Source organism: Mesorhizobium sp. P2_D5 (genome assembly GCF_056404355.1).
In genome coordinates, this window is sequence record NZ_JBFUEE010000003.1 from 620,187 (window position 1) to 646,387 (window position 26,201).

General features: G+C 63.3%; 25 protein-coding genes and 1 pseudogene. 12 read left to right on the forward strand and 14 right to left on the reverse strand.

The genetic code is table 11. The features are described 5' to 3' along the window. The first annotated feature begins 62 nt into the window (after positions 1-62). The 7 genes from AC1DYW_RS16350 (at position 63) to AC1DYW_RS16380 (ending at position 8,057) form a co-directional block, all read left to right on the forward strand. Positions 63-1,049, forward strand: a complete 987-nt coding sequence (locus tag AC1DYW_RS16350; RefSeq protein WP_457152279.1) for an ABC transporter permease — start codon at positions 63-65, stop codon at positions 1,047-1,049. Between the two features lie 99 nt (positions 1,050-1,148). Further along, positions 1,149-2,174 (forward strand): sugar ABC transporter substrate-binding protein, encoded by a 1,026-nt coding sequence (locus AC1DYW_RS16355; protein ID WP_457152278.1) that lies wholly within the window; start codon positions 1,149-1,151, stop codon positions 2,172-2,174. An 89-nt stretch (positions 2,175-2,263) separates the two neighbouring features. Further along, complete coding sequence (locus AC1DYW_RS16360; RefSeq protein ID WP_477226921.1) at positions 2,264-4,387, forward strand: ABC transporter permease; 2,124 nt, start codon at positions 2,264-2,266, stop codon at positions 4,385-4,387. Then, positions 4,384-5,439, forward strand: coding sequence for an NHL repeat-containing protein (locus AC1DYW_RS16365; protein WP_457152276.1), 1,056 nt, complete (start codon positions 4,384-4,386; stop codon positions 5,437-5,439). The genes AC1DYW_RS16360 and AC1DYW_RS16365 overlap by 4 nt, the downstream gene beginning before the upstream one ends. Next, a complete protein-coding gene (locus tag AC1DYW_RS16370) occupies positions 5,439-6,935 on the forward strand; it encodes a sugar ABC transporter ATP-binding protein (protein ID WP_477226922.1) in 1,497 nt (498 codons plus the stop codon). Before AC1DYW_RS16365 ends, AC1DYW_RS16370 begins: the two co-directional genes overlap by 1 nt. 153 nt (positions 6,936-7,088) lie before the next feature. After that, a complete protein-coding gene (locus tag AC1DYW_RS16375; RefSeq protein WP_457153631.1) occupies positions 7,089-7,496 on the forward strand; it encodes a carboxymuconolactone decarboxylase family protein in 408 nt (135 codons plus the stop codon). Positions 7,497-7,526: 30 nt separating this feature from the next. Then, on the forward strand, positions 7,527-8,057 hold the full coding sequence (locus AC1DYW_RS16380) for an N-acetyltransferase family protein (RefSeq protein ID WP_477226923.1): 531 nt from the start codon (positions 7,527-7,529) through the stop codon (positions 8,055-8,057). A gap of 51 nt (positions 8,058-8,108) precedes the next feature. On the opposite strand, the gene AC1DYW_RS16385 is transcribed toward AC1DYW_RS16380, so the two are convergent. The 12 genes from AC1DYW_RS16385 to AC1DYW_RS16440 form a co-directional block, all read right to left on the reverse strand. Beyond that, complete coding sequence (locus AC1DYW_RS16385) at positions 8,109-8,996, reverse strand: amidohydrolase family protein (RefSeq protein ID WP_457153630.1); 888 nt, start codon at positions 8,994-8,996, stop codon at positions 8,109-8,111. Then, positions 8,996-10,114, reverse strand: coding sequence for a vWA domain-containing protein (locus tag AC1DYW_RS16390; protein ID WP_457153629.1), 1,119 nt, complete (start codon positions 10,112-10,114; stop codon positions 8,996-8,998). Before AC1DYW_RS16390 ends, AC1DYW_RS16385 begins: the two co-directional genes overlap by 1 nt. 5 nt (positions 10,115-10,119) lie before the next feature. After that, complete coding sequence (locus tag AC1DYW_RS16395) at positions 10,120-11,001, reverse strand: AAA family ATPase (RefSeq protein ID WP_457153628.1); 882 nt, start codon at positions 10,999-11,001, stop codon at positions 10,120-10,122. A 9-nt stretch (positions 11,002-11,010) separates the two neighbouring features. Then, a complete protein-coding gene (locus AC1DYW_RS16400) occupies positions 11,011-12,015 on the reverse strand; it encodes a xanthine dehydrogenase family protein molybdopterin-binding subunit (protein WP_457153626.1) in 1,005 nt (334 codons plus the stop codon). A gap of 1 nt (position 12,016) precedes the next feature. Then, positions 12,017-13,384, reverse strand: a complete 1,368-nt coding sequence (locus tag AC1DYW_RS16405; protein ID WP_477226924.1) for a xanthine dehydrogenase family protein molybdopterin-binding subunit — start codon at positions 13,382-13,384, stop codon at positions 12,017-12,019. A gap of 11 nt (positions 13,385-13,395) precedes the next feature. Continuing rightward, positions 13,396-13,878 carry a (2Fe-2S)-binding protein gene (locus AC1DYW_RS16410; RefSeq protein ID WP_477226925.1) on the reverse strand — a complete coding sequence of 161 codons (483 nt, stop codon included), beginning with the start codon at positions 13,876-13,878 and terminating at the stop codon, positions 13,396-13,398. 60 nt (positions 13,879-13,938) lie between these two features. Then, a complete protein-coding gene (locus AC1DYW_RS16415; RefSeq protein ID WP_457153251.1) occupies positions 13,939-14,733 on the reverse strand; it encodes an FAD binding domain-containing protein in 795 nt (264 codons plus the stop codon). Between the two features lie 12 nt (positions 14,734-14,745). Further along, the gene (locus AC1DYW_RS16420; protein WP_184875027.1) at positions 14,746-15,189 is read right to left on the reverse strand and encodes an SRPBCC family protein; all 444 of its coding nucleotides are present in this window, start codon (positions 15,187-15,189) and stop codon (positions 14,746-14,748) included. A gap of 133 nt (positions 15,190-15,322) precedes the next feature. After that, positions 15,323-16,150, reverse strand: a complete 828-nt coding sequence (locus AC1DYW_RS16425; protein ID WP_477226926.1) for a helix-turn-helix domain-containing protein — start codon at positions 16,148-16,150, stop codon at positions 15,323-15,325. Positions 16,151-16,336: 186 nt separating this feature from the next. Continuing rightward, entirely contained in the window at positions 16,337-17,104 is a 768-nt protein-coding gene (locus tag AC1DYW_RS16430; RefSeq protein WP_457153249.1) for an SDR family oxidoreductase, read from the reverse strand. 87 nt (positions 17,105-17,191) lie between these two features. Beyond that, a complete protein-coding gene (locus AC1DYW_RS16435) occupies positions 17,192-18,190 on the reverse strand; it encodes an ABC transporter permease (RefSeq protein ID WP_095091447.1) in 999 nt (332 codons plus the stop codon). Positions 18,191-18,225: 35 nt separating this feature from the next. Then, positions 18,226-18,966, reverse strand: coding sequence for an ATP-binding cassette domain-containing protein (locus AC1DYW_RS16440; RefSeq protein ID WP_095091448.1), 741 nt, complete (start codon positions 18,964-18,966; stop codon positions 18,226-18,228). 470 nt (positions 18,967-19,436) lie between these two features. Between AC1DYW_RS16440 and AC1DYW_RS16445 the strand changes: the two genes are divergently transcribed. Together AC1DYW_RS16445 and AC1DYW_RS16450 are read left to right on the forward strand one after the other, a co-directional pair. Beyond that, positions 19,437-20,426: a sugar-binding protein gene (locus tag AC1DYW_RS16445; protein WP_095091449.1), complete on the forward strand. Its 990-nt coding sequence runs from the start codon at positions 19,437-19,439 to the stop codon at positions 20,424-20,426. A gap of 183 nt (positions 20,427-20,609) precedes the next feature. Next, entirely contained in the window at positions 20,610-21,395 is a 786-nt protein-coding gene (locus AC1DYW_RS16450) for a FadR/GntR family transcriptional regulator (RefSeq protein ID WP_095091450.1), read from the forward strand. A 149-nt stretch (positions 21,396-21,544) separates the two neighbouring features. On the opposite strand, the gene AC1DYW_RS16455 is transcribed toward AC1DYW_RS16450, so the two are convergent. Continuing rightward, on the reverse strand, positions 21,545-22,483 hold the full coding sequence (locus AC1DYW_RS16455; RefSeq protein ID WP_457154687.1) for an NAD(P)-dependent oxidoreductase: 939 nt from the start codon (positions 22,481-22,483) through the stop codon (positions 21,545-21,547). 119 nt (positions 22,484-22,602) lie between these two features. Here AC1DYW_RS16455 and AC1DYW_RS16460 point away from each other — a divergent pair, with 119 nt between their 5' ends. Then, a complete protein-coding gene (locus AC1DYW_RS16460) occupies positions 22,603-23,499 on the forward strand; it encodes an NAD-dependent epimerase/dehydratase family protein (RefSeq protein WP_457154686.1) in 897 nt (298 codons plus the stop codon). A gap of 102 nt (positions 23,500-23,601) precedes the next feature. Continuing rightward, positions 23,602-24,377, forward strand: a pseudogene (locus AC1DYW_RS16465) (FadR/GntR family transcriptional regulator). A gap of 18 nt (positions 24,378-24,395) precedes the next feature. On the opposite strand, the gene AC1DYW_RS16470 reads toward AC1DYW_RS16465, so the two are convergent. Then, complete coding sequence (locus tag AC1DYW_RS16470) at positions 24,396-24,683, reverse strand: DUF3175 domain-containing protein (protein WP_457154684.1); 288 nt, start codon at positions 24,681-24,683, stop codon at positions 24,396-24,398. 174 nt (positions 24,684-24,857) lie between these two features. Between AC1DYW_RS16470 and AC1DYW_RS16475 the strand changes: the two genes are divergently transcribed. Further along, positions 24,858-26,087, forward strand: a complete 1,230-nt coding sequence (locus AC1DYW_RS16475; RefSeq protein WP_477226927.1) for an MFS transporter — start codon at positions 24,858-24,860, stop codon at positions 26,085-26,087. Positions 26,088-26,201: the final 114 nt, after the last annotated feature.

Genomic DNA, 26,201 nt, shown 5'->3' on the forward strand with positions numbered 1-26,201 from the left:
CGGCGCTAAGCCGATTAGCTTTCCGTGGGATGGCAGCGCTGCCATTGGGGCGTAAGCGGGACATGAACGCGATCGGCTGGCCGAATTTCAGGAGCCTGAATCAGGAAGGCATTGTCTTTGCCATCGCCGTGGTGCTGTTTATTGCCGCTGCCATCGGCCTGCCGGGCTTCATCGACCCAAACAATCTCGTGGCCATCGTCCGCTCGGTGTCGGTGCTCGGCATACTGGCGCTCGGCATGGCTGTCGTCATCATCGGCCGAGGCATCGACCTCTCGGCCGTGGCGATCATGGCAATGTCTGTCGCCTGGTATCTGCAACTTCTGAATTCAGGAACGCCGGATGGGCTGGCCTTCGCCTATGTGCTGGCCGGCGTGCTCGCGATCGGCCTGCTAAACGGCTTCCTCGTCGCCTATGCCGACGTGCCGGCGATCTTCGTGACGCTGGCGACCGGTTCCTTCGTCTTCGGCTACGTCCGCTCGCAACTGATCACGCAGGATGCCGTGCCGGTGCCGCAGGGCCATTGGGTCGAGCTGCTCGGCGGCCTACGCTTCCTCGATATTCCCATCGAGGTGTTCGTCTTCGCGGGCCTCGCCTTCCTGTTCTACCTGTTCCTGCGCTACACCAAATGGGGCCGCTACATCTATTTCGCCGGCGACAATCCGGTCGCGGCGCGCAACATCGGCATTCCTGTGCGGCCGATGCTGGTGCTGCGCTATGTGCTGTCGGCCTTCGTCGCGCTGATTGCCGGCCTGCTGACGGCGGCCAGCCTACATTCGATCAACACCCGCGTCGTCAACTCGACGCTGCTCTACGATATCGTGCTGGTGGCGGTGATCGGCGGCATCGGCCTGTCCGGCGGGCGGGGCGGGGTGCGTAACGTGCTGGTCGGGGCGGCGCTGATCGGCATCCTGCTCAACGCCATGACCATCATCGACATTCCGCTGCTCTACCAGAACCTGATCAAGGCGGCGATCCTTCTGGGGGCGATCATCGTCGATGGCGTCATCAACCCACGTGACGAACAGACCGCGCAGCAGGGCGATATCTAAGCATGATCCCTAAGAGATCATTCTTGAACCAGAAGACTTGACCAAACGCGGACGGTTGGGCCGTCGGTGAACCACAGTGACCAAAACAGAGGATGTGACATGAAACTGATCAAAACACTCTTGGCCGCCGCCACAGCGCTTGTCGTTACCGCCTTCGTCGCGCCCACCTTTGCCGCCGACGATCCGGGCCCGGCCGCCTATGCGCAGTCGCTGAAGGGCAAGCGCGTCATGCTGGTGCCGCTGGCGATGGGCTTCGACCTGGCGCAGGGCTGGGCGCATTATCTGAAGACCGAAGTCGAGGCCTGGGGTGGCGTGTTCGAGACGCGCGATCCGAACTGGGTCGTCGATGCCGGCGCGCAGGCGATCACCGACGCCATTTCGTCGGACACTCGGCCGGACGTGCTGATCATCCATGCGCCGGACCTCAACTCCTATTCCAAGCTGATGAAGAAGGCGCAGGCGGCCGGCACCTACGTGCTCCTGGTCGACAATCCTGCCAACTTCCCGGCCGACGCCTTTGTCGGCAGCGACTGGGACCGTCTAGGCCAGCTCGAGGCCGAAGCGGCGATCAAGGGCTGCGGCGAAAACTCGTCGAAGAAGATCGGCCTGGTGCAGGGCGACCAGGCGAACTCCTCCAGCCTTTATCAGTATGCCGGCATCATGAAGGTTCTGGACAAGCATCCCGACTTCAAGGTGGTGGCCAAGCCCGACTCCAACTGGGATGCGACGACCTCGCGCAACGTGACGACGACGATGCTGCAGCAGAACCCGGACATTTGCTCGATCATCGACTTCTGGGATGGTGACGCCACCGGCGCTTCGGCCGCGATCCGAGACGCCAAGCTCGAGGGCAAGGTGTTCCTGGTCACCACCGGCGGCGGGGAAAAGGCGGCGGACTGCGACAAGCTGCAGGACGGCACCTATGGCGCCGTGGTGATGACCGAGCTTGCCCGTCAGTCGGGCGACATGAACGCCATCATCAAGTTCCTGCTGCAGAGCGGCCAGCCGGCCGGCACCTCGCACACCTACATTTACACCCTGGAGAAGGCGACGACCAAGGCCGACCTCAAGCCCGACAGCTGTTGGGACCTGAAGGCGCTGCAGGCCGAAGCGGCGGCGAAATAGACCGATCCTTGCCAACACCAATCAACGAGGTGGCCGGATTGCCCGGCCACCTCTTTCTCTAGCAGCCCAGATTTGGCAGCAGTGACCCGATGTCCTTTCGCGAACGCCTCCAGTCCTGGCGCTACAATCTCGTGCCCGACCATCTTGTCGGCGAGATCCTGACCAAGCGCTGGACCGACAACGCCATTCCGTTCCTGGCGCTGGTGGTGACGTTGGCGACCTTTGGCTCGATCATTCCGGGCTTCTTCAAGCTGACCTCGCTGCAGGAATCGACCCGCCAGCTCGGCGAGTTCTCGATGGTCGTGACCGGCATGACGGTGGTGATGCTTGGCGGCGGCATCGACCTGTCGGTCGGCTCGATCTTCGCGCTGTCGTGCTTCTCGGCCGTCTATGTCTTCTTCATCCTCGAACAGTCGATCTGGCTGGCGCTGGCCGCTTCGCTTGCCACCGGCCTCGTCTTCGGCGCAATCAATGGCTGTCTCGTCGGCTATCTCCGCCTGCGCGCCTTCCTCACTACGCTGGTCACCTTCATCTTCGGGCGGGCACTGTTCGACATCCTGGTCACCACCTATGCCGCTGATGTGCAGCTCTCGACAGCCACGTCGGATGTGCTCGACTTCATCGGCGACAGCACCTTCTGGGGCTTGTCGGTCTCGGTCTGGCTGGCAATCATCCTCGCCATCGTCACCCATATCGCGCTGACCCGTTCGCGACCGGGCTGGCACGTGCTGGCGGTCGGCGGCTCCAGGCGCTCGGCGCACAATGCCGGTATTCGGGTGCGCCGCACCGTGTTCATGACCTATGTCTTCTCAGGTTTCTGCGCCTCGATCGGTGGCTTCCTCATCGCTTGCCGCCTGAGCGGGGCAGGGCCGGGCACCGGCCTCAATCTCGAGATCATGGCGCTGACGGCGGCGGTGGTCGGCGGCGTCAGCTTGGGCGGTGGGCGCGGCTCGGTGATCAAGGGGCTGATGGGCGCCATCATCGTCTTGACCATGACCAATGGGCTGATCCGGCTGGGCTATGGCACCGGAACCAACCAGATGGTGCTCGGCATCATGCTGGCGGTGGCGGTGACCATCGACATCCGCTGGCTGAAGAACCGCCACAAGGTGCTGAACGAGGTCTATGTCGCGCCGGTCTATCTCAAGATGGGCGCGACACAGTCGGCGGCGCCCGGTTCGGGCACGCCATACGAACTCGACAACAGGCTCTCGGCTGCCGACCACATCGGGCTTGGCGAACTGGAGGGGCCGGAGGATGTCATCCTCGACCGCGACGACAATCTCTATTGCGGCACCCGCCATGGTGAGATCGTACGCTTCTTCGCGCCGGACTACGTCAGGTCGGAAGTGTTTGCCCATATTGGCGGCTTTCCGCTTGGACTTGCCTTCGACAAATCAGGCAACCTGATCAGCTGTGTCGGCGCCATGGGGCTCTATTCCGTGTCGCCGACGCGCGAGGTCAAACGCCTGTCGGCCGAGACCTCGCGCTCCTGGACCTCGATCGTCGACGATGCGCGACTGCGTGATCCCAATGACTGCGACGTGGCACCCGACGGCCGTATCTATTTCACCGACTCGACCAAGCGCTACGACGCCCATGACTGGGCGCTGGATTCGATCGAGAACCGCGCCACCGGCCGCTTGCTGGTCTACGACCCGAAGGACGGCTCGACCAAGACACTGCTCGACGGTTACCGCTACACCAACGGTGTGTGCATGGCGCATGACGGCAAGTCGCTGTTCTTCGCCGAAAGCTGGGCCTGCCGCGTGCACCGCTACTGGCTGGAAGGGCCGAAGGCCGGCACGGCCGAATGCGTCATCCGCGACATGCCGGGCTACCCCGACAACATCAACCGCGCCTCCGACGGCAACTACTGGATGGCGTGGCTCGGTATGCGCACGCCGAGCTTCGACCTGTCGCTGCGCCATCCCGACATGCGCAAGCGCATGACGCGCCGGCTGCCGCAGGATGAATGGCTGTTCCCCAACATCAACACCGGCGGCGTGGTGAAGTTCAACGAAAAGGGCGGCATCGTCGAGGCGATGGGCGACCTTACCGGCGGTGCGCACCCGATGGTCACCTCGATGCGCGAGCACAGGGGGTATCTGTTTGTCGGCGGTATCCTCAACAACCGCATCGGTCGTTACAAGATATCAGGCGCCGACCCGAACTGGACCAGCCCCGCTTCCTACTGGGGGGCGGCCTCATGATCCTCGATCCGGTGCTTGACCTGTTTCGCGGCAAGGCGGTGACCATTCCGCCGCTCGACGGCGCCTTCCGCCCGAACACGCGGCTGGACGACGCGCCGGCTGTCGCTGAGCTGACCGAGCCGGACAATCTGCTGATTTCCAGCGACAGGCTGTTAGCCTCCAGCGGCAATGCCATACACGCTATCGCTGCCGGCGCTGTGCCAACCGTGGTCGAGACTTTTCCATCTCCGGTCACGGCGCTGGCGCTGTCGCCATCAGGCGAACTGACGGTCGGGCTGGAGAGTGGCAGGCTGTTGATTGCCGGCAAGGAGGTTTCGTTGCCGGCCGGAATGCGCTGCATCACCGCACTTGCCTATGCAGATGATGGCATGTTGTGGCTGGCCAACGGTTCGGCTGAACACGCGCCGTCGCAATGGGCCGCCGACCTGATGAAGAAGGGCGCGTCCGGTTCGCTGTGGAAGCGGGATGCGGCGGGCGGTGGGTTCCGCAAGGTGGCAGGCGAGATCGCCTTTCCCTATGGGCTCCATCCCATAGGGCAGGATGTGCTGGTCAGCGAAAGCTGGCGCCACCAGCTCGTCCGCTTCGACGGCGCGACCGGCAACCGCTCGACGGTGCTGGCGCATCTGCCCGGCTATCCCGCACGGCTGTCGCCGACCGCCGATGGCGGTGCGTGGCTGACCTTGTTTGCGCCGCGCAACCGGCTGATCGAATTCGTGCTGCAGGAAACGCACTACCGGCAGGACATGATCAATCAGGTGCCACCGGCCTACTGGATCGCGCCGGCCCTGGCTTCCAGCCGCAGCTTCCTTGAACCGCTGCAATGCGGTGGCATCCGCACCATGGGCATCCACAAGCCTTGGTCGCCAAGCCGCTCCTACGGGCTGGTGGTAAGGCTCGACCAGAAGCTGCAGCCGCAATTCAGCCTGCACAGCCGCGCCAACGGCACGCGCCACGGCATTTGCAGCGTCGCCGAAAGGGCCGGCCTTCTGTTCATCGCCTCCAGGGGCGGCGACTGCGTGTTGTCCGTCGACCTCGCGTCGGGAGGGTTTTGATGGAACCGATCGTCCGCCTGGAAAACGTCACCAAGACTTATCGCGGCGTGCCCGCGGTGAAGAACGTCAGCTTCGACCTGCGCAAGGGCGAGATCCACGCGCTGCTCGGCGAGAATGGCGCGGGTAAGTCGACGCTGACCAAGATCGTCGCCGGGGTGGTCGACGCCACCTCCGGCAGGATGTTCCATAAGGGCGCCGAAATCGCCTACGCCTCGCCGCATGCGGCGCTCGAAGCCGGCATTGCCATGGTGTTCCAGGAAACCAGCCTGGTGCCGTCGATGACGGTGGCGCAGAACCTCTATCTCGGCGCCGAAAAATTCCTCAACCGGCTACGCGGCACCTACATTTCGGCGCAGCAGTTCCTGCAGTCCCTCAACTTTCCCGTCGACCCGAACGCGATGGTGGCGACGCTGGGTGCCGCCAAGCGGCAGATGGTCGAGATCGCGCGCGCCGTCCACCACAATGCCGAGGTCATCATCTTCGACGAGCCGACGGCGACGCTGACGCCAGAGGAGAAACGGCATTTCTTCGCGCTGATCCGGCGGCTGAAGGCGAGCGGCGTGTCGATCGTCTTCATCAGTCACGCGCTTGAAGAAGCGCTTGATATCGCAGACCGCATCACCATCTTGCGCGACGGCGAGTTGGTCATCACCGACGACACATCCGCCTTCGACCGCGACCGGATCGTCGCCGCCATGGTCGGGCGTACTTTGTCGGGGCAGATCTATCGGCAGCGCGACGAGGCGAAATTGCGCAAGGCCGGCAAGAAGGTTCTGTCGGTGCAGGACATCTCGATGAGCAATGTCGTGCGCAACAATTCGTTCTCTATCTTCAAGGGCCAGATCACCGGCGTGTTCGGGCTGATCGGCTCTGGCCGCACCGAGACGTTTAAGATCGTCTCCGGCATCTACAAGCGCGATTTCCTGCGTGGCGGGGCGATCGAACTCGACGACAAGCCGGTGCGCTATCTCGTGCCGAGCGAGGCGGTGGCCGACGGCATCGTCTATGTCACCGAGGACCGCAAGAGCGAGGGCATCTTCGAGACGATGGGCATTGCCGAGAACCTGTTCGGCGGGCTGTTGGCGGCGGGCCGCGAAAAGGCCTGGGTGATCGACCAGCAGGAGATGCGGCAGCTTGCGGCCGAATGGACGAAGACGCTGAACATCAAGGCGATCAACGACAATGCACGCGTCGTCGAGCTATCCGGCGGCAACCAGCAGAAGGTGGTGATCGGCAAGGGGCTAGTGCAGCGGCCCCGCATCGTCATCTTCGACGAGCCGACGCGCGGCGTCGATGTCGGCGCGATCGCCGAGATCCATCAGATCATCAACCGGCTGGCCGATGAGGGCCTCGCTGTCGTCGTGATTTCCTCCTACCTGCCGGAGATCATGAACCTGTCGGACCGCATCCTGGTCTGCCGGCAAGGCCGTATCGTCGAAGAGTTTTCGCCGGCGGAGGCAACCGAGGAAAAGATCATGTACGCGGCGGTTCACTAGATTCAGGTGAGGCCGGCCTGCAAATGGCGGCTTCCTGGGCTTCCTGAGCAAAATCGCCACTCCGTCGCTAAAAAGTGAATCGGGCAAATGGATTGGCTGCGATTGCTCAAGACCTGATTTAATTCACAAGACGTTCAAACGAAAGGACCAGCCATGGCCACCACGAAACTTCTGAGCGATGCCGAGGTGGAGAAGATCCCGGCTGTGAAGGCGGTGTTCGACGACATCCGCGCGACTCGCAAAGCCGATTTCGTCAACAATTTCTGGCGGGGGCTGGCCAATGATCCACCGGCGCTGAAGCGGATCTGGGAACAGTTGAAGGTGGTGATGGTCGCTGACAGCGCCATCGATCCATTGACCAAGGAGATGATCTATATCGCGGTGTCGACCGCCAATGGCTGCTCCTACTGCGTCCACTCGCACACGGCGGCGGCCCGGGCGAAGGGCATGACAGACGTGCAGCATGGCGAACTGGTTTCGATCATCGGGCTGGCCGGCCAGACCAACCATCTGGTCACGGCGATGCAGATCCCCGTCGATCCGCAGTTCGAGGTGAAGTGAGGGCGGTTGCTTCCCGCGGCTGGAACTTTCATGGACAAAAGCACCAGATTTCCAACGTCGCTCTCTGGCTACGAGATTGAAGGCCTGATTGGAATTGACGCTTCACGACTGGTGCCGCTGTATCAGGGCCGCTCTGACTATGTCGTGCTGGAACGAGGCGAGCCGCCCAACGTTGCCACCGCAAAGGAGGAATTTGAGAACTTTCCACCGAACCGAACGGAAGCCGACAAATTCGTATTCGGGGTGAAGGCAATCGATGGTGAATTCGTGGGCTTGCTGGCCTGCGACCGCAATTATCCGCGAGTGGAGTGTTGGTGGATCGCGTTGTTCATGATCGACAAAGCACTTCGCGGAAGAGGGTTGGGGCGTACACTGTGCGACGACTTTTTCAGGTGGCTGAAATCCCAGAACGTCAAGTGGGTGGAACTCGGCGTGATCACAGAAAATGAGCAGGCTCTTCGCTTTTGGCAGCGGCAGGGCTTCAAGCTGGTGCGGATGGCGGGGCCAGTCAGTATTGGGGCGAAACGGCATATGGTCCAGGTTTTAGGCCGGCCGTTGTGAGCAGATACATCAAAGGCGCTTGGCCACCTTCTTGAGAAGGGAAGGCGTGTGCTATGCAGGCCGATAAACTCTCTCGGCCGTGTTCCAGAAAATATCCGCCTCAGCTTTCGCGCCATGCTTGGCCACCGCCGCGCGATGCGCCTTGATCAGCTCGGCGTGGCTGGTCCACAGTTTCTCGATCGGGAAGTTCGAGCCGAACATCAGATGGTCCGCGCCCAGGATGTCGATCGCATTGTCGACGATGTAAGCGATCAGAGCCGGGTGGTTGCCGTGGACGAAGGTGCCGAGGCCGGACAGTTTTGCATGGAAATTGGGCGCGGCCGACAGCGTGCGCAGGCCTGCCTTCCAGGCTTCCGTGATTTCGGGCTCCATGCCGGTGAGCATGCCGGCATGGGTGAGGATGAAATTGGTCTCCGGGTTCTCGCCGACCAGCGTCAGCCCGTCCTTCATCTGGGCAGGGAATAGCTGAAGGTCGAAGGACAGGCCGTAGTGCTTCAGCCGGGCGACATTGGCGCGGACCTTGGGATCGATGACCTGGTCGGCCGAAGTGGCGAAGCGGAAGGCCGGCGTCTCGTGCCAGTGCAATTGCATGCGCACGCCGCGCAGCAGCGGATATTTCTTCAGCCGGTCGATCTGGGGCCTGATATCGTCCACGGTCATGTCGGTGTAGCCGACGATGGCGTGTGGCCAGCCGGTCTCATCCGCGGTTTTCTGCAGGAAGGCGACCTCCTTCTCGAAATCCTCCTTGGCCCAGTTGGTCTGGACATAGACGGCTTTTTCGACGCCCGATCCCTTCTGGTCGGCCAAGAATTCCTCGATCGGGTAGTCGCGGCGGATCGGCTCATAGGGGCCAAAGATGCGCGGCACCATCGGTCCGACCAGCCAGGGCTGGTCCTGTTGGCGCCAGATGTGGAAATGCGCGTCGATTGCTTTCTGCATCACGAAACCCTCTTCCAGATTGCCGCCGCCGCCGGGGTCGGGCGGGCGAGCGACAGGATGAAATCGGTGAGGCCCTTGAGCGACGAGCCGTCGATGAGATCGTCGAGCACCGGCAGGATGGCGCGCAGTGCTGCCGTTGCAGGCCAGAAGCGCGGGTCGCCGGCGAGCGGCGTCGCGAGAGACAATCGGAAAGCGCGCGCGCTCAGCCGACGCATCGCTGTCTCCAGTTCGGCATGATCGCCGCGCTCCAGCGCATCGGAGAGGATGACGATCGCTGCACCGCGGGCGAAAGCGGAGAAGCGTGGCACCGACAGGAAAGCGAGCAGCGTCGGCCCCATGCGGGTGCCGCCGTCCCAGTCATCGACCTGCGCCGCCGCGCGGGCCAGCGCCTGGTCGCGGTCGCGAATGCGCAGTGCGGCGGTAATGCGGGTGAGCCGGGTGCCGAAGGTGAAGATTTCGGCGCGGTCAGCACCTTGCACTGCGGCATGGGCGAGCTTGAGATAGTCTGACGTGTGCAGCTTCATCGAGCCGGAGACGTCGATCAGGATCAGCAGCTTGCGCGGCACAGTCTGCCGGCGACGCAGCAGCGGCGAGGGCACGTCGCCATCGGCACTGACGATTTCCCTGAGCGACCGGCGCAGATCGAGTTTGCCGCGCGAGTGGGTGCGCACGGTGCGGAAGGAGCGGCGGGCAGGCAAGGCCGGGGACAGCTTGCGGCGGAAGGCGGCCAGCCTATCGTCGTCGCGCTGGAAATCGCGCGCGCTCAATTGCTCCAGGGCCGAGGACAGTTCGCCGCCTTCTTGGCTGTGCTCGGCTTCGATCCGTTCGACGTCAGCGCCGCCATCATCCTTGATATTGATTTCCTCATCTCCGTCTCCTTCGACCACGGCGGATGCGTTGCCGTAGAAATGGTTCTGGAAATGCGCCTCGAATTCGTCGCGGCGGTCTGGCGGCGGCGCCAGCGTCGCAAGGGCCGCTTCGCGGATGTCGGCCATCGAACGCGGCCCGAGCAATGTCACGGCCTGCATGAAGCCGGACACCTGCTCCGGCGCGACGGCAAAGCCGTAACGGCGCAGCAGCCGGCCGAAGCCGAGGAACGGCGCGGCCGCGCGGGGCAGGGCGTTCACGCCATGGCCTCCTCGACAATCCGGCCAAGCTCCGGCGCGATGTAGGTCAGGTCTTCTTCGTCCTTGATCAGCACGCCGATCGATCGGCGGAAGGCTTCGGGCCACGGGCTGCCGCCCCTTTCCAGAATGGTCGCTGCGTTGGCCCATTCGACCGCCTCGGCAATGCCGGGCGGCTTGGCCAGCGGGCGCGCACGGATGCTCTGCACGGCTGTCGCCACTGCGCGTGCGGTGTCTTGCGCCACATCGCCGGCGCGCAGCATGATGATGGCGGCCTCGCGCTCGGCGTCGGGATAGCCGATCCAGTGGTAGACGCAGCGTCGGCGCAGCGCCTCGGCGAGTTCGCGGGTGCGGTTCGAGGTCAGGATGACGATCGGCTGAGCTGTGGCGCGGATGGTCCCGCGCTCGGGAATGCTGATCTGGAAATCGGAGAGGAATTCCAGAAGCAGCGCCTCAAATTCATGGTCCGATCGGTCGATCTCGTCGACCAGCAGCACGCGCTGCTCCGGCGCCTTCAGCACCTGCAGCAGCGGCCGGGCGATCAGGAAGCGATCGTCATAGATGTCGATCTCGTGCTCGCCGGCGTGGCGGATGGCGAGCAACTGGCGCTGGTAGTTCCATTCGTAGAGCGCGTGCGCGGCGTCGATGCCTTCGTGGCATTGCAGCCGTACGAGATCGCGGCCGAGCAACTGTGCGATCGCCTTGGCCGCTTCCGTCTTGCCGACGCCCGGCGCGCCTTCGAGCAGGAGCGGCTTGCCCAGCCGGATAGCCAGGAAGATGGCGGTTGCCAGGCTGTCATCGGCTAGATAGCGCGAGGCGGCCAGGTGCTGCGCCACAGCCTCCGGCGAGGTCGGCGATGTCTCGGCGTTCACCTCGGGCATTTCGATCACTCAGTTCGCCGCTTGCGCCCTGAGCGCGCGCAGGATGCGCTCGGGCGTGATCGGCAGCGTGTCGATGCGCACGCCGACGGCGTCGAAGACGGCATTGGCAACGGCGGGGATCTGCGGGTTTGCGCACATTTCGCCCGGCCCCTTGGCGCCATAAGGCCCGTCGGCCGACGGCCGCTCCAGCACGATGATCTCGGTCTCGGCAAGATCGCCGGGGCCAGGCATCAGATACTGGTTGAAGTCGGTGCCGCCATGGTCGCGGTTGGGATAGTAGGGCTCGGTCGTCTCGTAAAGCGCATGGCTGATGCCCATCCATGAGCCGCCGACGAGCTGCTGCTCGACCATTTTCGGGTTCAGCGCACGGCCGATCTCAAAAATGTTCTTCACCGTCAGCACTGTGACCTCGCCGGTCTCGTCATCAACCTCGACCTCGGCCACGGTGCAGGCATGCGCATAGCAGGTCGACGGCTTCATCGCGCCGGTCTCTTTCTCGGGATAGGAGCGCGGGATCAGGAACATGCCGCGGCCGGAGATCGAGCGGCCGCGCTTGAAATGAGCCGACAGTGCGACGTCGAAGATCGAGATCGATTTTTGCGGCGCGCCCTTGACCAGGATGTTGCCCTGTCCATCGGTCTCGAGGTCGGAGGCGTTCACTTCCAGCTCCTCTGCGGCCACTTCCAGCATCACCTGGCGGGCTTCCCTGGCGGCCTGGATGACGGCGTTGCCGGCGCGGTGGGTGCCGCGCGAGGCGAAGGTGCCCATGCAGTGCGGGCCGGTATCGGTGTCGGCGGTGTCGACGACGACGCGGTCGGTCGGCACGCCGATCGTCTCGGCGCAAATCTGCGCCATGATCTGCTTCATGCCCTGGCCGAGATCGACCGATGACAGTGTGACCATGAAATTGCCGGTCGGCGTCGAATGCACCAGGGCCTGGGTCGGGTCGCCGCCAAGGTTCATGCCGGTTGGATAGTTGATGGCGGCAACGCCGCGTCCGCGCCTGATCGCCATCTCAAGCTCCCTTCACGTAGGAAGACATCGCCATGAATTTTTCCGCCACCGGCCAGTTGGCGGCGCGCGAGGCTTCCTGCATGCACTCGATCAGCGCCGCACCCTCGGTCGGCTGGCGATGCGCCTTCATGTCGCCGTCACGATAGGCGTTGATGAAGCGGAATTCGAGCGGATCCATGCCGATCAGCCGCGCCAGCTTGTCCATCTGCACCTCCAGAGCGAAGTCGCCAATGGTGACGCCGAAGCCGCGCATGGCGGAGGAGGGCGTGCGGTTGGTGTAAACGCAGTAGGTGTCGATCCAGACATTGGGGATGGTGTAGGGGCCGGGATAGTGGCCGGCCCCCTTCTGCGCGCCGTAAGGCGAATGGCGCGAATAGGCGCCGGCGTCGGTATAGCCGGTGACCTTGCGCGCGACGATGCGGCCGTCCTTCATGACGCCGTCCTTGATGACCACCTTTTCGGCGGCGCGCGGCGAGGAGATCTGCATCTCCTCCTCGCGGCTGTAGATGAAGGAAACCGGACGGTCGGTGAGCTTGGCGCCGAGAATGGCGATCGGCTCGACGATGACGTCGACCTTGCCGCCGAAGCCGCCGCCGACGGTGCCGCCGACGAAATGGAGCTTGTTGCCGGGCATGTGCAGGATAATCGAGGCGTTGTCGAGGGTGAAGAACATCGCTTGCGTGTTGGTGTAGCAGGTGAAGCGGTCATTGCCTTCGGGCGCCACCACGCAGCCGGTGGTCTCGGTCGGCGCATGCTCGATCGGCGAGGACTGGTAGCTCTGCTCGAGGATGTGGTCCGCGCCCGCGAAGCCTGCCTCGATATCGCCGAAACGCACCTTGCGGCATTCGCCGCTGTCATAGAGATAATAGTTCTGACCGTGGTACTCGTTGACCAGCGGCGCGCCGGGCTTCAGTGCTTCCTCCATGTCGAAGACGGCCGGCAGCACTTCATAGTCGACCTTGACCTTGGCGGCGGCTTCTTGGGCGGCGCGCTCGGTTTCGGCCAGAACGGCGACGACGGCCTCGCCCTTCCAGCGCACTTTGCCGTCGGCGAGCACCGTCTCGTCCTCCGGTCCAATCTGGATCAGGATCAGGATGGTGTAGACATTGTGCGGCACGTCCTTGGCGGTCAGGATTTTCACCACGCCTGGATGCTTTTCCGCCTCGGCGGTGTCGATCGAGCGGATGCGGGCGTGATGATGCGGGCTGCGCACCATCTTCAGGTGCAGCATGCCGGGGAAACTGCGGTCGGCGAAAAAAGCGGTCTTGCCGGTGACATGACCGGGTGAATCCGAGCGCGGCCGGGGCTGGCCGATCTCGTGCAGATCATCCTTGCGGACATCGGCGAAGTAGCTCTTGCGCAGTTCCATGTTTGCTTCCCTCAGGCCGCGTTCTGCGAATTGGCGCGGGCTGCACGCAGCACCGCCTGGATGATCGGCTCGTAGCCGGTACAACGGCAGATGTTGCCCGACAGCGCCTCGACCACGTCGTCGCGGCTGGGATTGGGTGTATGGTCGAGCAGCACCTTGGCGGCCATGATCATGCCCGGCGTGCAGAAGCCGCATTGCGTGGCGAAGGTGTCGAGGAAGGCGTGCTGCAGCGGGTGCAGGACGCCACCTTCCGAAAGCCCCGATGTCGTCGTGATGGCAGCACCATTGCACGTCTCGGCCAGCGTCAGGCAGGACAGCCGGAGCTCGCCGTCGATGATGACCGAACAGGCGCCGCAGGTGCCTTGATGGCAACCGCCTTTCGGCGAGGTGTCGCCGATCTTGTCGCGCAGTGCGTGGAGCAGCGTCGTGCCGCTGTCGATGAATTCGGCCTTTTCAGAGCCGTTGAGCGTGAACTGGACCGGGACCTTTGCCATGTTTCCTCCTTGCGCGCCTGCCCGATTGATCGGACAGACGCGCGCCCCCCAACGGGTGTTTCAGGTCAGCAGCAGCCGGCCGAGATGGACCGGCAGCACTTCGTTGCGATACCAGGCGCTGGCGATCGGATCGGTGGCGGGCGAGGTGCCTTTGTTGCCCGCAGCGAGCGCCGGGGCGATGCCGTCCTTGGTCAGGCTTTGGCCGATCAGTGCTTTTTCCGCGGCCTTGGCGCGCATCGGCCGGTTTGCCATGCAGCCGAGCGCGATCCGCGCCGAGGACACGGCACCGTCGCCGGCCAGTTCAAGCACGGCGGCGATGCTGAGCACCGAGACGCCCTTTGGCTTGACCCGCGACACTTTCAGGAAGCGAAAGCCGTCTGCCTTCGGAAGCGCGAAAGCGACCGAAGTGACGATAGCGCGGTTGCTGTCGCGCCCTGCCAGGAAGGTTTCGATCGGCGTTTCGCCGTCATCGGTGCCAATCGTGGCATCGAGCGCCAGCAGGGCAACGGCGAAGTCGCCATAAGGCGCCGGTGCGAACAGATTGCCGCCAACGGTCGCCATGTTGCGGACCGCCGGGCCGCCGACGGCGCGTGCGGCCTTGGCAAGGAAACCGAGATCCGGATGACGGGCGACCGCCGCCATGGTCACCGAAGCGCCGATGCGGACCTTGCTGTCAGTGACGGCAATTGATGAAAGCGACGGCTCGGTCGAACGGATCAGGCTGGAGACCGAAACATCGCCTTCATTGGCGGCGCGCACGACCAGCGTGCCGCCTCCGAGATAGCGGCTGCCCTGGGATTTCAGCGCCGCGTTGGCCTCCTTCACCGTCGCAAAAGTCTGCAGTGCTAGCGCCATAGCCGGGCTCCCTCAGCTCTGGCCGGCGAAATGGCTCTTCAGGGCATTGAAGCCGCCCTGGAAGACGTTGGCGCCCATGCCCTCGGCCAGCTTGCCGGCTTCCTCGGGCGCCGCGTCGAAGCTGGCGGTCCATTCGGCATAGGTTCGGTCGCCATCGGTCACGCGTCGCAACTGCAGCGTCGCCTTGTGGTTGGTGAGCGGCTGCGGTGTCTCCAGGATCGAGTAGCTGACGAGGAAATTGTTGTCGGAGAAGTCGAGCAGCTTTTCGCGAATGCGGGCGCCACTGGCGAGCTGGAAATTGCGCACGCAGCCGATCGTCGAGGCGTCCTTGCCGTCCTCGATATGGCTTTCCACCATTCGCGGGTGCCAGCCTGGCAGGCCGTTGAAGTCGCGAATGCGCGCCCAGACCTGTTCGACCGGTGCGTCTATGACGCTTGAGATGGTGACGTTCGCCATATGGATGTCCCCTTGCAGATGCGGCAGTTGGGCAAGGGTAGGGCGGCCAAGTCAAAGACGCTTATCAATGCGTCTTGAGCCCGTATCAAGGAGTCTGAAAAAGGGTGGGAGCCTGAAAAAGCGGCCGGTTGGCTCAGGCGATCATCCGCGCCGCTTCGCGGTAGAGCGTCGGCGGCACGCCGACATGGTCGCGGAAGAAGCGCGAGAAATTGCCCTGCGTGGTGAAGCCGAGATTGCAGGCGACCGAAATCAGCGGTTCCTGCGACCACTGCAATTGCCGCACCGCTTCCTCCATGCGCAGCGTGTTCCAGTAGACATTGGGTGTCAGATTGGTCTGTTCCTTGAACAGGGCGAAGAAGTGCGGCCGCGACAGGCCGACGGCACGCGCCACGTCGTCGAAGCAGATGCGCTCGCAGACATTGGCTCTCATCAGCTGGATTGCCTTGCGGACGCGGAAATCCTGCATAGTGTTTATGCGGACGCGCGCTTCCTGGGGCGCCGAAGCGTCCGCGGCATCGAGGACGCTGTCGATGAAACGCTCGATCTCGTAATTGGCGACATCGTCGACGCTTTCATTGTCGATGAGGTGATCGAGCAGACTGGCGGCGGCCTGGTGCAGCCAGGGTTCCAGCGTGATTGCGGCCTGCGAGAACAGCGGTGCGGACGAAGGCAGGTCGCGGCGCCGCCGCGCCCAGTCGGGATCGATGTAGAAGGCGAGGAACAGGCCCGGCGTGCCGTTTCGCGACAGGACATGGCTGTGTGGCTGAAAGGAGTTGATGCCGGCGGCGGTGCGCGGGCCAAGCCGTACCGTCTCGCGGCCGATGGTCATCTCGCCGGCAGTGCCTTCAAGCCAGATGATCAAATGTGCTTCGACGTGGGCATGGGTGACGAAGTCGCTTGCGACATTCAGGACAGAAACATGTCCGAACCGGCCCCAGTAGAGCCTGATCGCTTCCGTCATGGGTATTCCTCCCGCAGACGACTGGCCTCCCTTCGCCTGCGGGGCGGATTGTGCGGCTGAGTTCGGGGCCGCGTCAAGACGTGGGCCTGTGGCGAGGGTGGATGACGGCCGATGCCGGTGGATTTTCAGACTGAGCGATAGGCAGTGAACCGAACAACGGTGGATGGCCGCGCCGGCGTCGGTGCCTCAAACCGAAGCCGTCATGCCGCCGTCGACATAGAGCGTGTGGCCGTTGACGAAGGACGATGCGTCGGAGGCGAGGAACACAGCGGCGCCGATCAGTTCGTCGACATTGCCCCAGCGCCCGGCCGGCGTGCGCTTCTCCAGCCAGGCGGAAAATTCGGGATTGTCGACCAGCGCCTGGTTCATTTCGGTGCGGAAGTAGCCGGGCGCGATCGCGTTGATCTGCAGGCCGTGTTTTGCCCAGTCGGTGCACATACCCCTGGTCAGATTCCTGATCGCGCCCTTGGTTGCGGTGTACGGCGCGATGTTCGGCCGGGCCAGTTCGCTCTGCACCGAGCCAATGTTGATGATCTTGCCCATGCCGCGCGCGATCATGTGGCGGGCAACCGCCTTGCCGGCATGGAAGGCGCCTGAGACATTGGTCTTGAACAGCCGCTCCCATTGCTCCTCGGGAAAGTCTTCGAGCGGGGCGCGGAACTGCACGCCGGCATTGTTGATGAGGATATCGATGGCGCCGATCTCGGCTTCGATGCGGGCGATGTCCGCGTTGACCGCTTGAAAATCGGTGACATCGAAGGTCGAGGCGTGCGCCTTGAAGCCGGCATCGCGCAGCTTTTCGACGGCGCCGCCGATCCTGGCGGCATCGCGGCCGTTCAGCACCACGCCGGCGCCATGTTCAGCCAGGCCGCGCGCCAGGGCAAAACCTATGCCCTGACCAGAGCCGGTTACCAGCGCCAGCCGGCCCTCAAGGCTGAACAGCGAGTTTGCCATCAGGCTGTCTTCTGTTCGACCATGATCTCTGGACAAACGGTTTCCGTTTGTCCGAAAAACCGGTTTCCACTTTTCGGGATCATGGTCCTAGTCGTTGCGGCGGAAATTGCGGATGCGGTCGAACAGAACCGCCAGCAGGATGGCGCCGCCGATGAACACGCCTTGCCAGAACGCATTGATGCCGAGCAGGCCGAGACTGTTGCGGATCACCTCGATGAGCGCCGCGCCGACGATGGCGCCAAAGGCGGTGCCAACGCCGCCGGCAAGGTTGGCGCCGCCGATGACGGTGGCGGCGATGACCTGAAGCTCCATGCCGGTGCCGAGATTGGTGGTGACGGCGCCCAGCCATCCGGTCTGGATGATACCGGCAATGCCGGCCGAGAGCGCCGAAATCATGTAGACGGCGACCTTGATCTGGCGCACCGGAACGCCGGTCAGCGTCGCAGCATGCTCATTGCCGCCGATGGCGAAGATGTGCCGGCCGAACTTGGTCCAGCGCAAGATGAAGCCGGTGATCAGCGCCAAAAGGATCATGTAAAGCACTGGATTGGCGATGCCGAACACCCAGGCGCCGCCGCCCAGCGCCAGCAGCTTGTTGTGGTCCGGTCCGAACTGGAAGACGACGGTGTTGTTGGAAGCAACCATGGCCAGGCTGCGGGCGATCGACAACATGCCGAGCGTCACCACGAACGGCGGAAAGCCGAGATAGGCGATCAGGATGCCGTTGAAGGCGCCGATGGCAAGCGCCGTTGCGATAGAGGCCAGGATGCCGATCTCGATCGAGTAGCCGGCATGCATGGTGACGGCCAGCACCATCGACGACAGGCACAGCACCGAACCGACCGAGAGGTCGATGCCGCCGGTGATGATGACGAAGGTCATGCCGAGCGCGATGATGGCGACGAAGGTGATGTTGCGGGTGATGTTGTAGAGGTTCTTCTGCGTGGCGAAGGCGTCGGTGGCAAACGACAGGAACAGGCAGGCGAGGATGACCGCGATCACCACCCAGAAGGTCTGGCTGGCAAACAGCTTCGACAGCAAGGTGTGCTGTTTCTGTGCGATCGTCTGGTCAAGGGTGACTGCCATTATCGACCTTTATCTGCCGGTGGAACGCGCTGAAATCAAACCTGTTCGATAGCACCAGTGATCAGCCCGGTGACTTCTTCGGGCGAACTGGACGCGATCGTCTTGTCGGCGACCTTGCGGCCACGCCGCATGACGATGACGCGGTCGGCGACGGTGAAGACGTCGGGCATGCGGTGGCTGATCAGCACGACGGCAATACCCTGGTCGCGCAAATGACGGATCAGGTTGAGCACCTCGGCGACCTGCCGCACCGAGATCGCCGCCGTTGGCTCGTCCATCAGCACGATCTTGGCTTGCGACAGCATGGTGCGGGCGATCGCCACCGCCTGGCGCTGGCCACCCGACATCTGCTTGACGAGGTCGCGCGGGCGGGTCTCGGACTTGAGCTCCGCGAAGATCTGGCCGGCGCGCTTGTACATAGAAGCGTAGTCGAGGATGCGGAAGGGGCCGACGCCGCGGCGCAATTCACGGCCGAGATAGACATTCGCCGCTGCCGTCAGATTGTTGCAGAGCGCCAGGTCCTGGTGAACGATCTCAATGCCGTGCTGGCGGGCTTCGACCGGCTTGTGCAGAATCAAATCCTTGCCGTCCATCTGCATGGTGCCGTGGCTCGGGCGGAAATTGCCGGCGATCATCTTGACCAGCGTCGACTTGCCGGCGCCATTGTCGCCCATCAGGCCGACCACCTGGCCGGGCTCGATCGACAAAGACACGTCGTTGACCGCCTGGATGGCGCCGAAATGCTTCGATATGTTGGTGAGTTCGAGAACCGCCACCAGCCTTCTTGCCTCCCCGTGCTTTGCGACCTGCTGCTGTTCCCGGCGTCAATGCCGGCGCTGCTTTGGCCTCGCTCTTCCCAGCTCCTCCCGGAAACAGCGTTAGCGTTCTTTTACGCAAAAGCCGGCGCGCGTCAATCAATTGTCGGACGAATTAAGGTTGGATTATTCTAAAAATCCGTTTTGTAGGACAAATAGCATTGACGTTGGCGGCGAGCCGATATTAGCTAAGCGTCGGAGGAGATTATGCCGGTCCCTGCCTGCGGTTCGCCGGGTGGAATCGGTGGAGGTTTATCGGTCGAGGTTTCGGCTGCACCCCGTGTGTTGAGCCGGTCCAAGGCCGCATCTGGAAATGCTTATCGATCTGTCTTGGCGATACGAGAGCTCGCGAAACGAACCTCGGTCATCACGCGTCCGGTCGATCTGTGTGGCGGGCACGCCGTGTCCGTCTGTTTCAAGGGAGGACTGATATGAGGAAATCACTTTTGCTTGCCGCCGCCGCCATGATGGCGCTTGGCGCCGGACCGGCTTTGGCCAAGAAACAGCTCGTCATTGTCGTGAAAGGTCTCGACAATCCGTTCTTCGAAGCCATCCACCAGGGTTGCGAGAAATGGAACAAGGAAAACGCCAGCTCGGAATATGAATGCTTCTACACCGGCCCTGCCTCGACCTCGGACGAGGCCGGCGAGGCGCAGATCGTCCAGGACATGTTGAGCAAGGCCGACACCGTGGCGATGGCGATTTCGCCATCCAACGCGCCGCTGATCGCGCAGACCATCAAGACCGCCAATCCGACGATCCCGATCATGACGGTCGATGCCGACCTCAGCAAGGAAGATGCGGCGCTGCGCAAGACCTATCTCGGCACCGACAACTACTTGATGGGCAAGAAGATCGGCGAGTACATCAAGAAGGGCAAGCCGAATGGCGGCACGATCTGCACCATCGAGGGCAATCCTGCGGCCGACAACATCTTGCGTCGTGCGCAAGGCATGCGTGACGCACTGTCGGGCAAGGAAGGCCTCGCGGCGCTCGCCGGCGAAGGTGGCTGGACCGAAGTCGCCGGCTGCCCGGTGTTCACCAATGACGATGGCGCCAAGGGCGTTCAGGCGATGACCGATATCCTCGCCGCCAACCCCAAGCTCGACGCGTTCGGCATCATGGGCGGCTGGCCGCTTTTCGGTGCGCCGCAGCCCTATCGCGATCTGTTCGGGCCGCTCAAGGACCGCATCGCCAGCAACGACTTCGTCATCGGCGCAGCCGACACGATTGGCGACGAGGTGGCGATTGCTCGTGACGGCCTGGTCACCGCACTGGTCGGCCAGCGGCCGTTCGAAATGGGCTACAAGGCGCCCTCGGTGATGATCGACCTGATCGAAGGCAAGACCGTCGCCGATCCGGTGTTTACCGGTCTCGACGAATGCACCAAGGACACGGTCGACACCTGCATCCAGAAGTAGGTTCTCGATTTGGGGCGCTCGGCAACGGGCGCCCCCCGTCGATTCCTGAACGGGACACTGCGGTTGGGGCGGCAGGCTCCGGCTTTGCCGCGTCCATGGTCTGGATTTTTCGGCAACGAGATCGGCGTGCCGTGCGGGTCCGGACCAGTCCGGACGACAGACGGCCGACGCATTGGAACGTGGATGCCGGACAAGAAGTCAAAGAAGCGAACCGACCGGGCCAAGGCACAAGACAGCCTCCGTCCAGTTGTCATGCGCAGGGCTGGCGCTGCACACTTTTCGGGAGCGAGCGTTCATGTCTCGCTAGCCAGCGAGATTGGTCTCAGGATCGTGCGCGGCGATTATCTGCCCGGCACCATCTTGCCCAACGAGGCCAAATGGGCCGAAATCTTCGACGTTAGCCGTTCGGCGGTGCGCGAAGCGATCAAGATGTTGATGGCCAAGAGCCTTCTGGCCTCGCGCCCCAAGATCGGCAGCTGGGTCGAGCCGAAAGAGCGCTGGAACCTGCTCGACCGCGACGTGCTGGCCTGGTACGCGACAGCGCCCGATCGCGAGGCATTCCTGCGCACCGTGCAGGAGTTTCGCCATATCATCGAGCCGGAAGCGTCGGCCTTTGCCGCCATGCGGCGCAGCGACGAGCAGATGGCCGAGATCAGCCAGGCCTGCCGCGAGATGGGCGATGCCTTGAGCCTGCAGGAGCGTATCCGCGCCGACACGCGTTTTCATCTCGCCATCCTGCGCGCCTCCGGCAACGATCTGCTGGTGCCGCTCGGCGTGCTGATCGAATCGGCACTCGACCATCTCTTCGACTTCACGACGCAGAGGGTCGGTGATCAGCGGCAGGCGCAGAAGCTGCATGAGGCGATCGAGAAGAACATCCGGCTGCGGCGTCCGACAGCCGCGCGCAACGCCGTGCACAAACTGCTTGAGAACACCGATGAAGGGATCGGACGGTCAAGGCGATGGTAGTGCGGCAGTGACCGCCGGCCCTTTGGGCTTTCCCTCTAAGATGTCCACTGGCCCTTTTTTCCGCCCGGAAGCGGACCCGGCCTTCACCGTTCGAAACTCGAAAAGCCAAGCAATTGGCTTTTCGTCAGTTGCGCGGACCGGTTCTCACCTCAAATCGTCTGTTTCTTGCCATCCTTGGTCGGCATCAGGTCGACGCCGTTGACCTTGCCGATATGGGTTGCCAGCATCGGCACGAATTGCTCGGCGGGGCCGGTGGCGAAGGCGCCGGCGAAAGAGTTCTTGGTGGCGTTGCCGAGCGGGTTGGCGATGCCGGCCGCGCCGGCCATCGATTCCAGATAGGTCAGGTCCTTGAAGGCGTTGGCGATGGAGAATTTGTGGGCGTCGCGGTCGCCCTCCAGCGTCCAGCGCATGAAGGTCTGGTAGAAGCCGCAATCCATGCGGCCGTTGCGGATGACGCTGTCGAAGCGCGGCGGCGAGATGCCGACCTTCTGCGCCAGCGCCAGCGCCTCGGAATAGATCGCGGCATAGCCGAGCGAGATGAAATTGTTGAGCAGTTTCATGCGGTGGCCGTCACCAGTGTCGCCGATATGAACGATGCGGCCGGCCCAGGTTTCCAGCACCGGCTTCAGCCGGGCGAAGACGGCGTCCGGCGCGCCGACCATGGCGTCGAGCGTGCCTTCCCAGGCTTCCTTCGGCGTGCGGCTCAGCGGCGCGTCGACGTAGTCGATGCCGAGCGCCTTGAGTTCAGCCGCCAGTGCAATGGTCGAGACCGGATCGGAGGTCGAGCAGTCGACGACGACCGCGCCCTTTTTCAAGCCCTCCTTGAGGCCGCCGGGGCCGCGAATGATAGCCTCGACTTCGCGCGATCCGGTGACGCAGATGAAGACGATGTCCGATGCCGCCCCGACATCGCGCGAGGTCGATACTTCCGCGGCACCGCGGCCAAGCAGGTCCTCCGCCGGCTTGCGGTTCTTGCGGCCGAGAAAGGTCAGGCTGTAGCCCTTGTCGACGATGTTCTTAGCGATCCCGTGCCCCATCAGGCCAAGGCCGATGAAGCCGATCTTTTCGCTCGCGGCAGTCGTGTTCATGTCTTCAAGTCCTGTTGCAATGATTGATGATCAGCGCTGCCGTTTTGCAGGCGAGGGTGGTTGCGGATTGCGATTTTGTCTGACAATACACATAAATCCCAGCGGATGTGGAGAGCAAAATGACGAAGCGGATCATGTTCACCGGCGGCAGCGGCAAGGCCGGACGCCATGTCGTGCAGTATCTGGTGGAGCAGGGCTGCCAGGTGCTCAACATCGACACAAAGCCGCTCGACAATCCCAAAGTGCGCACGCTGATCACCGACATCACCGACAGCGGACAGGTGTTCAACGCGCTGTCGAGTTATATGGGATTGCACGAATTCGACCCGTCTCTACGCGCCCAACCGGTCGATGCGGTGGTGCATTTCGCCGCCATCCCGCGCATCATGATCACCACCGACAACGAGGTGTTCCGCATCAATGCGCTCGGCACCTACAATGTCATCGAGGCGGCGGTGAAGCTCGGCATCCGCAAGGTGGTGATTGCCTCAAGCGAAACCACCTATGGGCTGGTGTTCGCCAACGAGCCGCGTGATCCCCAGTATTTCCCGCTCGACGAGGATTATGACGTCGATCCGATGGACAGCTACGCGCTGTCCAAGGTCGTCAACGAGAAGACGGCGCGCGCCTTTGCGCTGCGCAGCGGCATCGACATCTATGCGCTGCGCATAGGCAACGTCATCGAGCCACATGAATATTCGCTGTTTCCGAAATGGTTCGCCGAGCCGGGGTTCCGCAAGCGCATCGCCTGGAGCTATGTCGACGCGCGCGACCTTGGCCAGATCACCCTGCGTGCCATCGAGAAGGACGGGCTCGGCTATCAGGTGTTCAACGCCGCCAATGACGATACCTCATCCGACCTGCCGACCGCCGAACTCCTGAAGCGGTTCTATCCCAGCGTACCGGTCAAGGCCGACCTCGGCGAATACGAGACGCTGCTGTCGAACCGCAAGGCGCGGGATATTCTCGGCTTCCGCCCGGAGCACAGCTGGCGCAAATACGTCAAGCAGGCCTGATCCGTCGGAGCAATCGGGCTGATCTGTGCACAGCGGCCGGCTTTGCCGCCTGAGCCGCTTGCCGCGCTTGACAGCCCCTGCAATCCGGCCTTTCTGGAGCCTATGCGGGACGCGAAGCCGAACAAGGAAAAATCGCCAGCGAAAGCGGCCTCCGGCGAGCGCCCGGCGGGCGTTCGCCGACCAGACGCGGCGCGCATCCCCGGCTCGAGCGTCCATGCTTCGCTGGCCAGCGAGATTGGCCTTAGGATCGTGCGCGGCGACTACCCGCCCGGCACCATCCTGCCCAATGAAGCGAAATGGTCGGAGACCTTCAGCGTCAGCCGCTCGGCGGTGCGCGAAGCGATCAAGATGCTGATGGCCAAGAGCCTGTTGGCGTCGCGCCCCAAGATCGGCAGCTGGGTCGAGCCGAAGGAACGCTGGAACCTGCTCGATCGCGACGTGCTCGCCTGGTACGCGACGTCCCCGGATCGCGAGGTGTTCCTGAAGACCGTGCAGGAGTTCCGCCACATCATCGAGCCGGAAGCGACCGCCTTTGCCGCCATGCGGCGGACCGATGAGCAGATGGCCGAGATCAGCCAGGCCTGCCGCGAGATGGGCGAGGCGACGAGCCTGCAGGAGCGCACGCGTGCCGATACGCGTTTCCACCTGGCGATCCTGCGGGCATCCGGCAACGACCTTTTGGTGCCACTCGGCGTGCTCATCGAATCCGCGTTCGACCACCTGTTCGCCTATACGACACGGGAGCTGGATGATTTGCAGCACGCACAGAAGCTGCACGAGGCGATCGAGAGGAACATCGCCTGCAGCGACCGGATGCGGCGCGCAACGCGGTGCGCAAGTTGTTGGCCAACACCGACGGCGTCATCCGTTCGCGCTAGGAGCCTAATGGGTCGCGGCTAATCCTCTTTCTCCCGCCCGAAGGCGGCTCGAAGCTCGTCCTTGGCGTTCTCAAGCACTTGTCTGCGCGAAGCGGGCAGATTCTTGCCGGCGCGGTTGATGTAGAAGTTCAGCATCGACATGGCGGACTGGAACGGCTCGGCCTTGCGCCGGAGGCTGTGTTCGGCGGATCGCTTGAGGGAGGCGGCGATTTTCCTGGCGTCATCGGATTCGAAGACGTGGTCCTCGAGATCCATAGCGTCGCTGTGCTCGGTCACCTCGGCCGACCATTTCTTCTTCGCGGTCATGGCAGGACTCCTTTGCAGGGTGGCTTGCCGGGAAACTCCACACCTTGGCATCGGTTCCCCATTGGTCTTGTCTGGTGCGACGGATTTGCCTGCCGTGGCGCTGCTGCGCGTTGCGAATGTGCCGATAGTGGCGCAAACGGCAGCCGATTTTCGAGACCGCCGACAGGAAACGCCTTGACCCGAACCGACTTGAGCCGGCCGAGCCCCGGGATCGACAGCAGCTATGCCTGGATGCGGCTCGCGATTTCGATGCTGCTGGCGACGATCGGCGGCGTCGGCATGTGGGCTGTCGTCGTGGTGCTGCCCGCTGTGCAGGCCGAGTTCGGCGTTGATCGCGCCGCGGCGTCCATGCCTTACACCGCGACCATGGTCGGTTTCGCCGCCGGCAACGTGCTGGTCGGCCGCGCCATCGACCGCATGGGCTACTGGATCCCCGCGCTGCTCTCCTCGATTGCGCTCGCCGCCGGCCTCCTGCTCGCGGCGCTGTCGACCTCCATCCTGCAATTCACCATAGCTCAAGGGCTTTCTATCGGTGTCGGCACGTCGGTGATCTTCGGACCGCTGATCGCCGATATCTCGCACTGGTTCAACCGCCGGCGCGGTGTCGCGGTGACCGCGGCGGCCGCCGGCAACTACCTTGCCGGAGCGATCTGGCCAACCATCATGCCGACGCTGATGAAGGCTGAAGGCTGGCGCTTCACCTATGCCGCGATCGGCGTCTTCTGCCTGGTGACCATGGTGCCGCTGGTGCTGTTGCTGCGGCGCGGTGCTCCGGAGACTGCCGCAGCTGGTTCGCCGGGAAGCCGGCCGGTGCAGCCGATCTCGCTGTCGCCGGCGGCCTTGCAGGTGCTTCTGGTCGTCGCCGGCCTCGGCTGCTGCGTGGCGATGTCGATGCCGCAGGTGCATATCGTCGCCTATTGCATGGACCTCGGCTACGGCATGGCGCACGGCGCCGACATGCTGTCGATCATGATGGCGGCGGGCGTCGTCAGCCGGCTGGCCTCCGGGTTTCTCGCCGACCGCATCGGTGGCGTGAAGACGCTGCTCATAGGCTCGGTGCTGCAATGCCTATCACTGCTGTTCTACATTCCCTTCGACGGACTTGCCTCGCTTTATGTCGTGTCGCTGGTGTTCGGCCTGTCGCAAGGCGGCATCGTGCCTTGCTACGCGATCATCGTGCGCGAATACATGCCGGCCAAAGAGGCCGGCCAGCGCATCGGCATCGTCATGATGGCGACGATCTTCGGCATGGCGATCGGTGGCTGGATGTCGGGTTGGATCTACGATCTGACCGGCTCCTACGCCGCGGCATTCCTCAACGGAATCGCCTGGAATCTGCTGAACATACTGGCGATCGGTCTGTTGTTTTGGAAGGCAAGGCAACGTGCCGTGGCGATGGCTTGAACGGGCTGAGCTACTTCGAGTTGCTTGACAAGGGCGAAAGGCTGCGCGACGCCAGAACACGAGTGGGTGCGGCAAGGCAAGCCGGGTGAGATGACGACAGCAAGGACGATCGTA

Bases quoted from the DNA above. Each gene is read 5' to 3' on its own strand.
- AC1DYW_RS16350 (WP_457152279.1), top strand. From the start codon at position 63: ATGAACGCGATCGGCTGGCCGAATTTCAGGAGCCTGAATCAGGAAGGC.
- AC1DYW_RS16355 (WP_457152278.1), top strand. From the start codon at position 1,149: ATGAAACTGATCAAAACACTCTTGGCCGCCGCCACAGCGCTTGTCGTT.
- AC1DYW_RS16360 (WP_477226921.1), top strand. From the start codon at position 2,264: ATGTCCTTTCGCGAACGCCTCCAGTCCTGGCGCTACAATCTCGTGCCC.
- AC1DYW_RS16365 (WP_457152276.1), top strand. From the start codon at position 4,384: ATGATCCTCGATCCGGTGCTTGACCTGTTTCGCGGCAAGGCGGTGACC.
- AC1DYW_RS16370 (WP_477226922.1), top strand. From the start codon at position 5,439: ATGGAACCGATCGTCCGCCTGGAAAACGTCACCAAGACTTATCGCGGC.
- AC1DYW_RS16375 (WP_457153631.1), top strand. From the start codon at position 7,089: ATGGCCACCACGAAACTTCTGAGCGATGCCGAGGTGGAGAAGATCCCG.
- AC1DYW_RS16380 (WP_477226923.1), top strand. From the start codon at position 7,527: ATGGACAAAAGCACCAGATTTCCAACGTCGCTCTCTGGCTACGAGATT.
- AC1DYW_RS16385 (WP_457153630.1), bottom strand. From the start codon at position 8,996: ATGCAGAAAGCAATCGACGCGCATTTCCACATCTGGCGCCAACAGGAC.
- AC1DYW_RS16395 (WP_457153628.1), bottom strand. From the start codon at position 11,001: ATGCCCGAGGTGAACGCCGAGACATCGCCGACCTCGCCGGAGGCTGTG.
- AC1DYW_RS16400 (WP_457153626.1), bottom strand. From the start codon at position 12,015: ATGGCGATCAGGCGCGGACGCGGCGTTGCCGCCATCAACTATCCAACC.
- AC1DYW_RS16405 (WP_477226924.1), bottom strand. From the start codon at position 13,384: ATGGAACTGCGCAAGAGCTACTTCGCCGATGTCCGCAAGGATGATCTG.
- AC1DYW_RS16410 (WP_477226925.1), bottom strand. From the start codon at position 13,878: ATGGCAAAGGTCCCGGTCCAGTTCACGCTCAACGGCTCTGAAAAGGCC.
- AC1DYW_RS16415 (WP_457153251.1), bottom strand. From the start codon at position 14,733: ATGGCGCTAGCACTGCAGACTTTTGCGACGGTGAAGGAGGCCAACGCG.
- AC1DYW_RS16420 (WP_184875027.1), bottom strand. From the start codon at position 15,189: ATGGCGAACGTCACCATCTCAAGCGTCATAGACGCACCGGTCGAACAG.
- AC1DYW_RS16425 (WP_477226926.1), bottom strand. From the start codon at position 16,150: ATGACGGAAGCGATCAGGCTCTACTGGGGCCGGTTCGGACATGTTTCT.
- AC1DYW_RS16430 (WP_457153249.1), bottom strand. From the start codon at position 17,104: ATGGCAAACTCGCTGTTCAGCCTTGAGGGCCGGCTGGCGCTGGTAACC.
- AC1DYW_RS16435 (WP_095091447.1), bottom strand. From the start codon at position 18,190: ATGGCAGTCACCCTTGACCAGACGATCGCACAGAAACAGCACACCTTG.
- AC1DYW_RS16445 (WP_095091449.1), top strand. From the start codon at position 19,437: ATGAGGAAATCACTTTTGCTTGCCGCCGCCGCCATGATGGCGCTTGGC.
- AC1DYW_RS16450 (WP_095091450.1), top strand. From the start codon at position 20,610: ATGCCGGACAAGAAGTCAAAGAAGCGAACCGACCGGGCCAAGGCACAA.
- AC1DYW_RS16455 (WP_457154687.1), bottom strand. From the start codon at position 22,483: ATGAACACGACTGCCGCGAGCGAAAAGATCGGCTTCATCGGCCTTGGC.
- AC1DYW_RS16460 (WP_457154686.1), top strand. From the start codon at position 22,603: ATGACGAAGCGGATCATGTTCACCGGCGGCAGCGGCAAGGCCGGACGC.
- AC1DYW_RS16470 (WP_457154684.1), bottom strand. From the start codon at position 24,683: ATGACCGCGAAGAAGAAATGGTCGGCCGAGGTGACCGAGCACAGCGAC.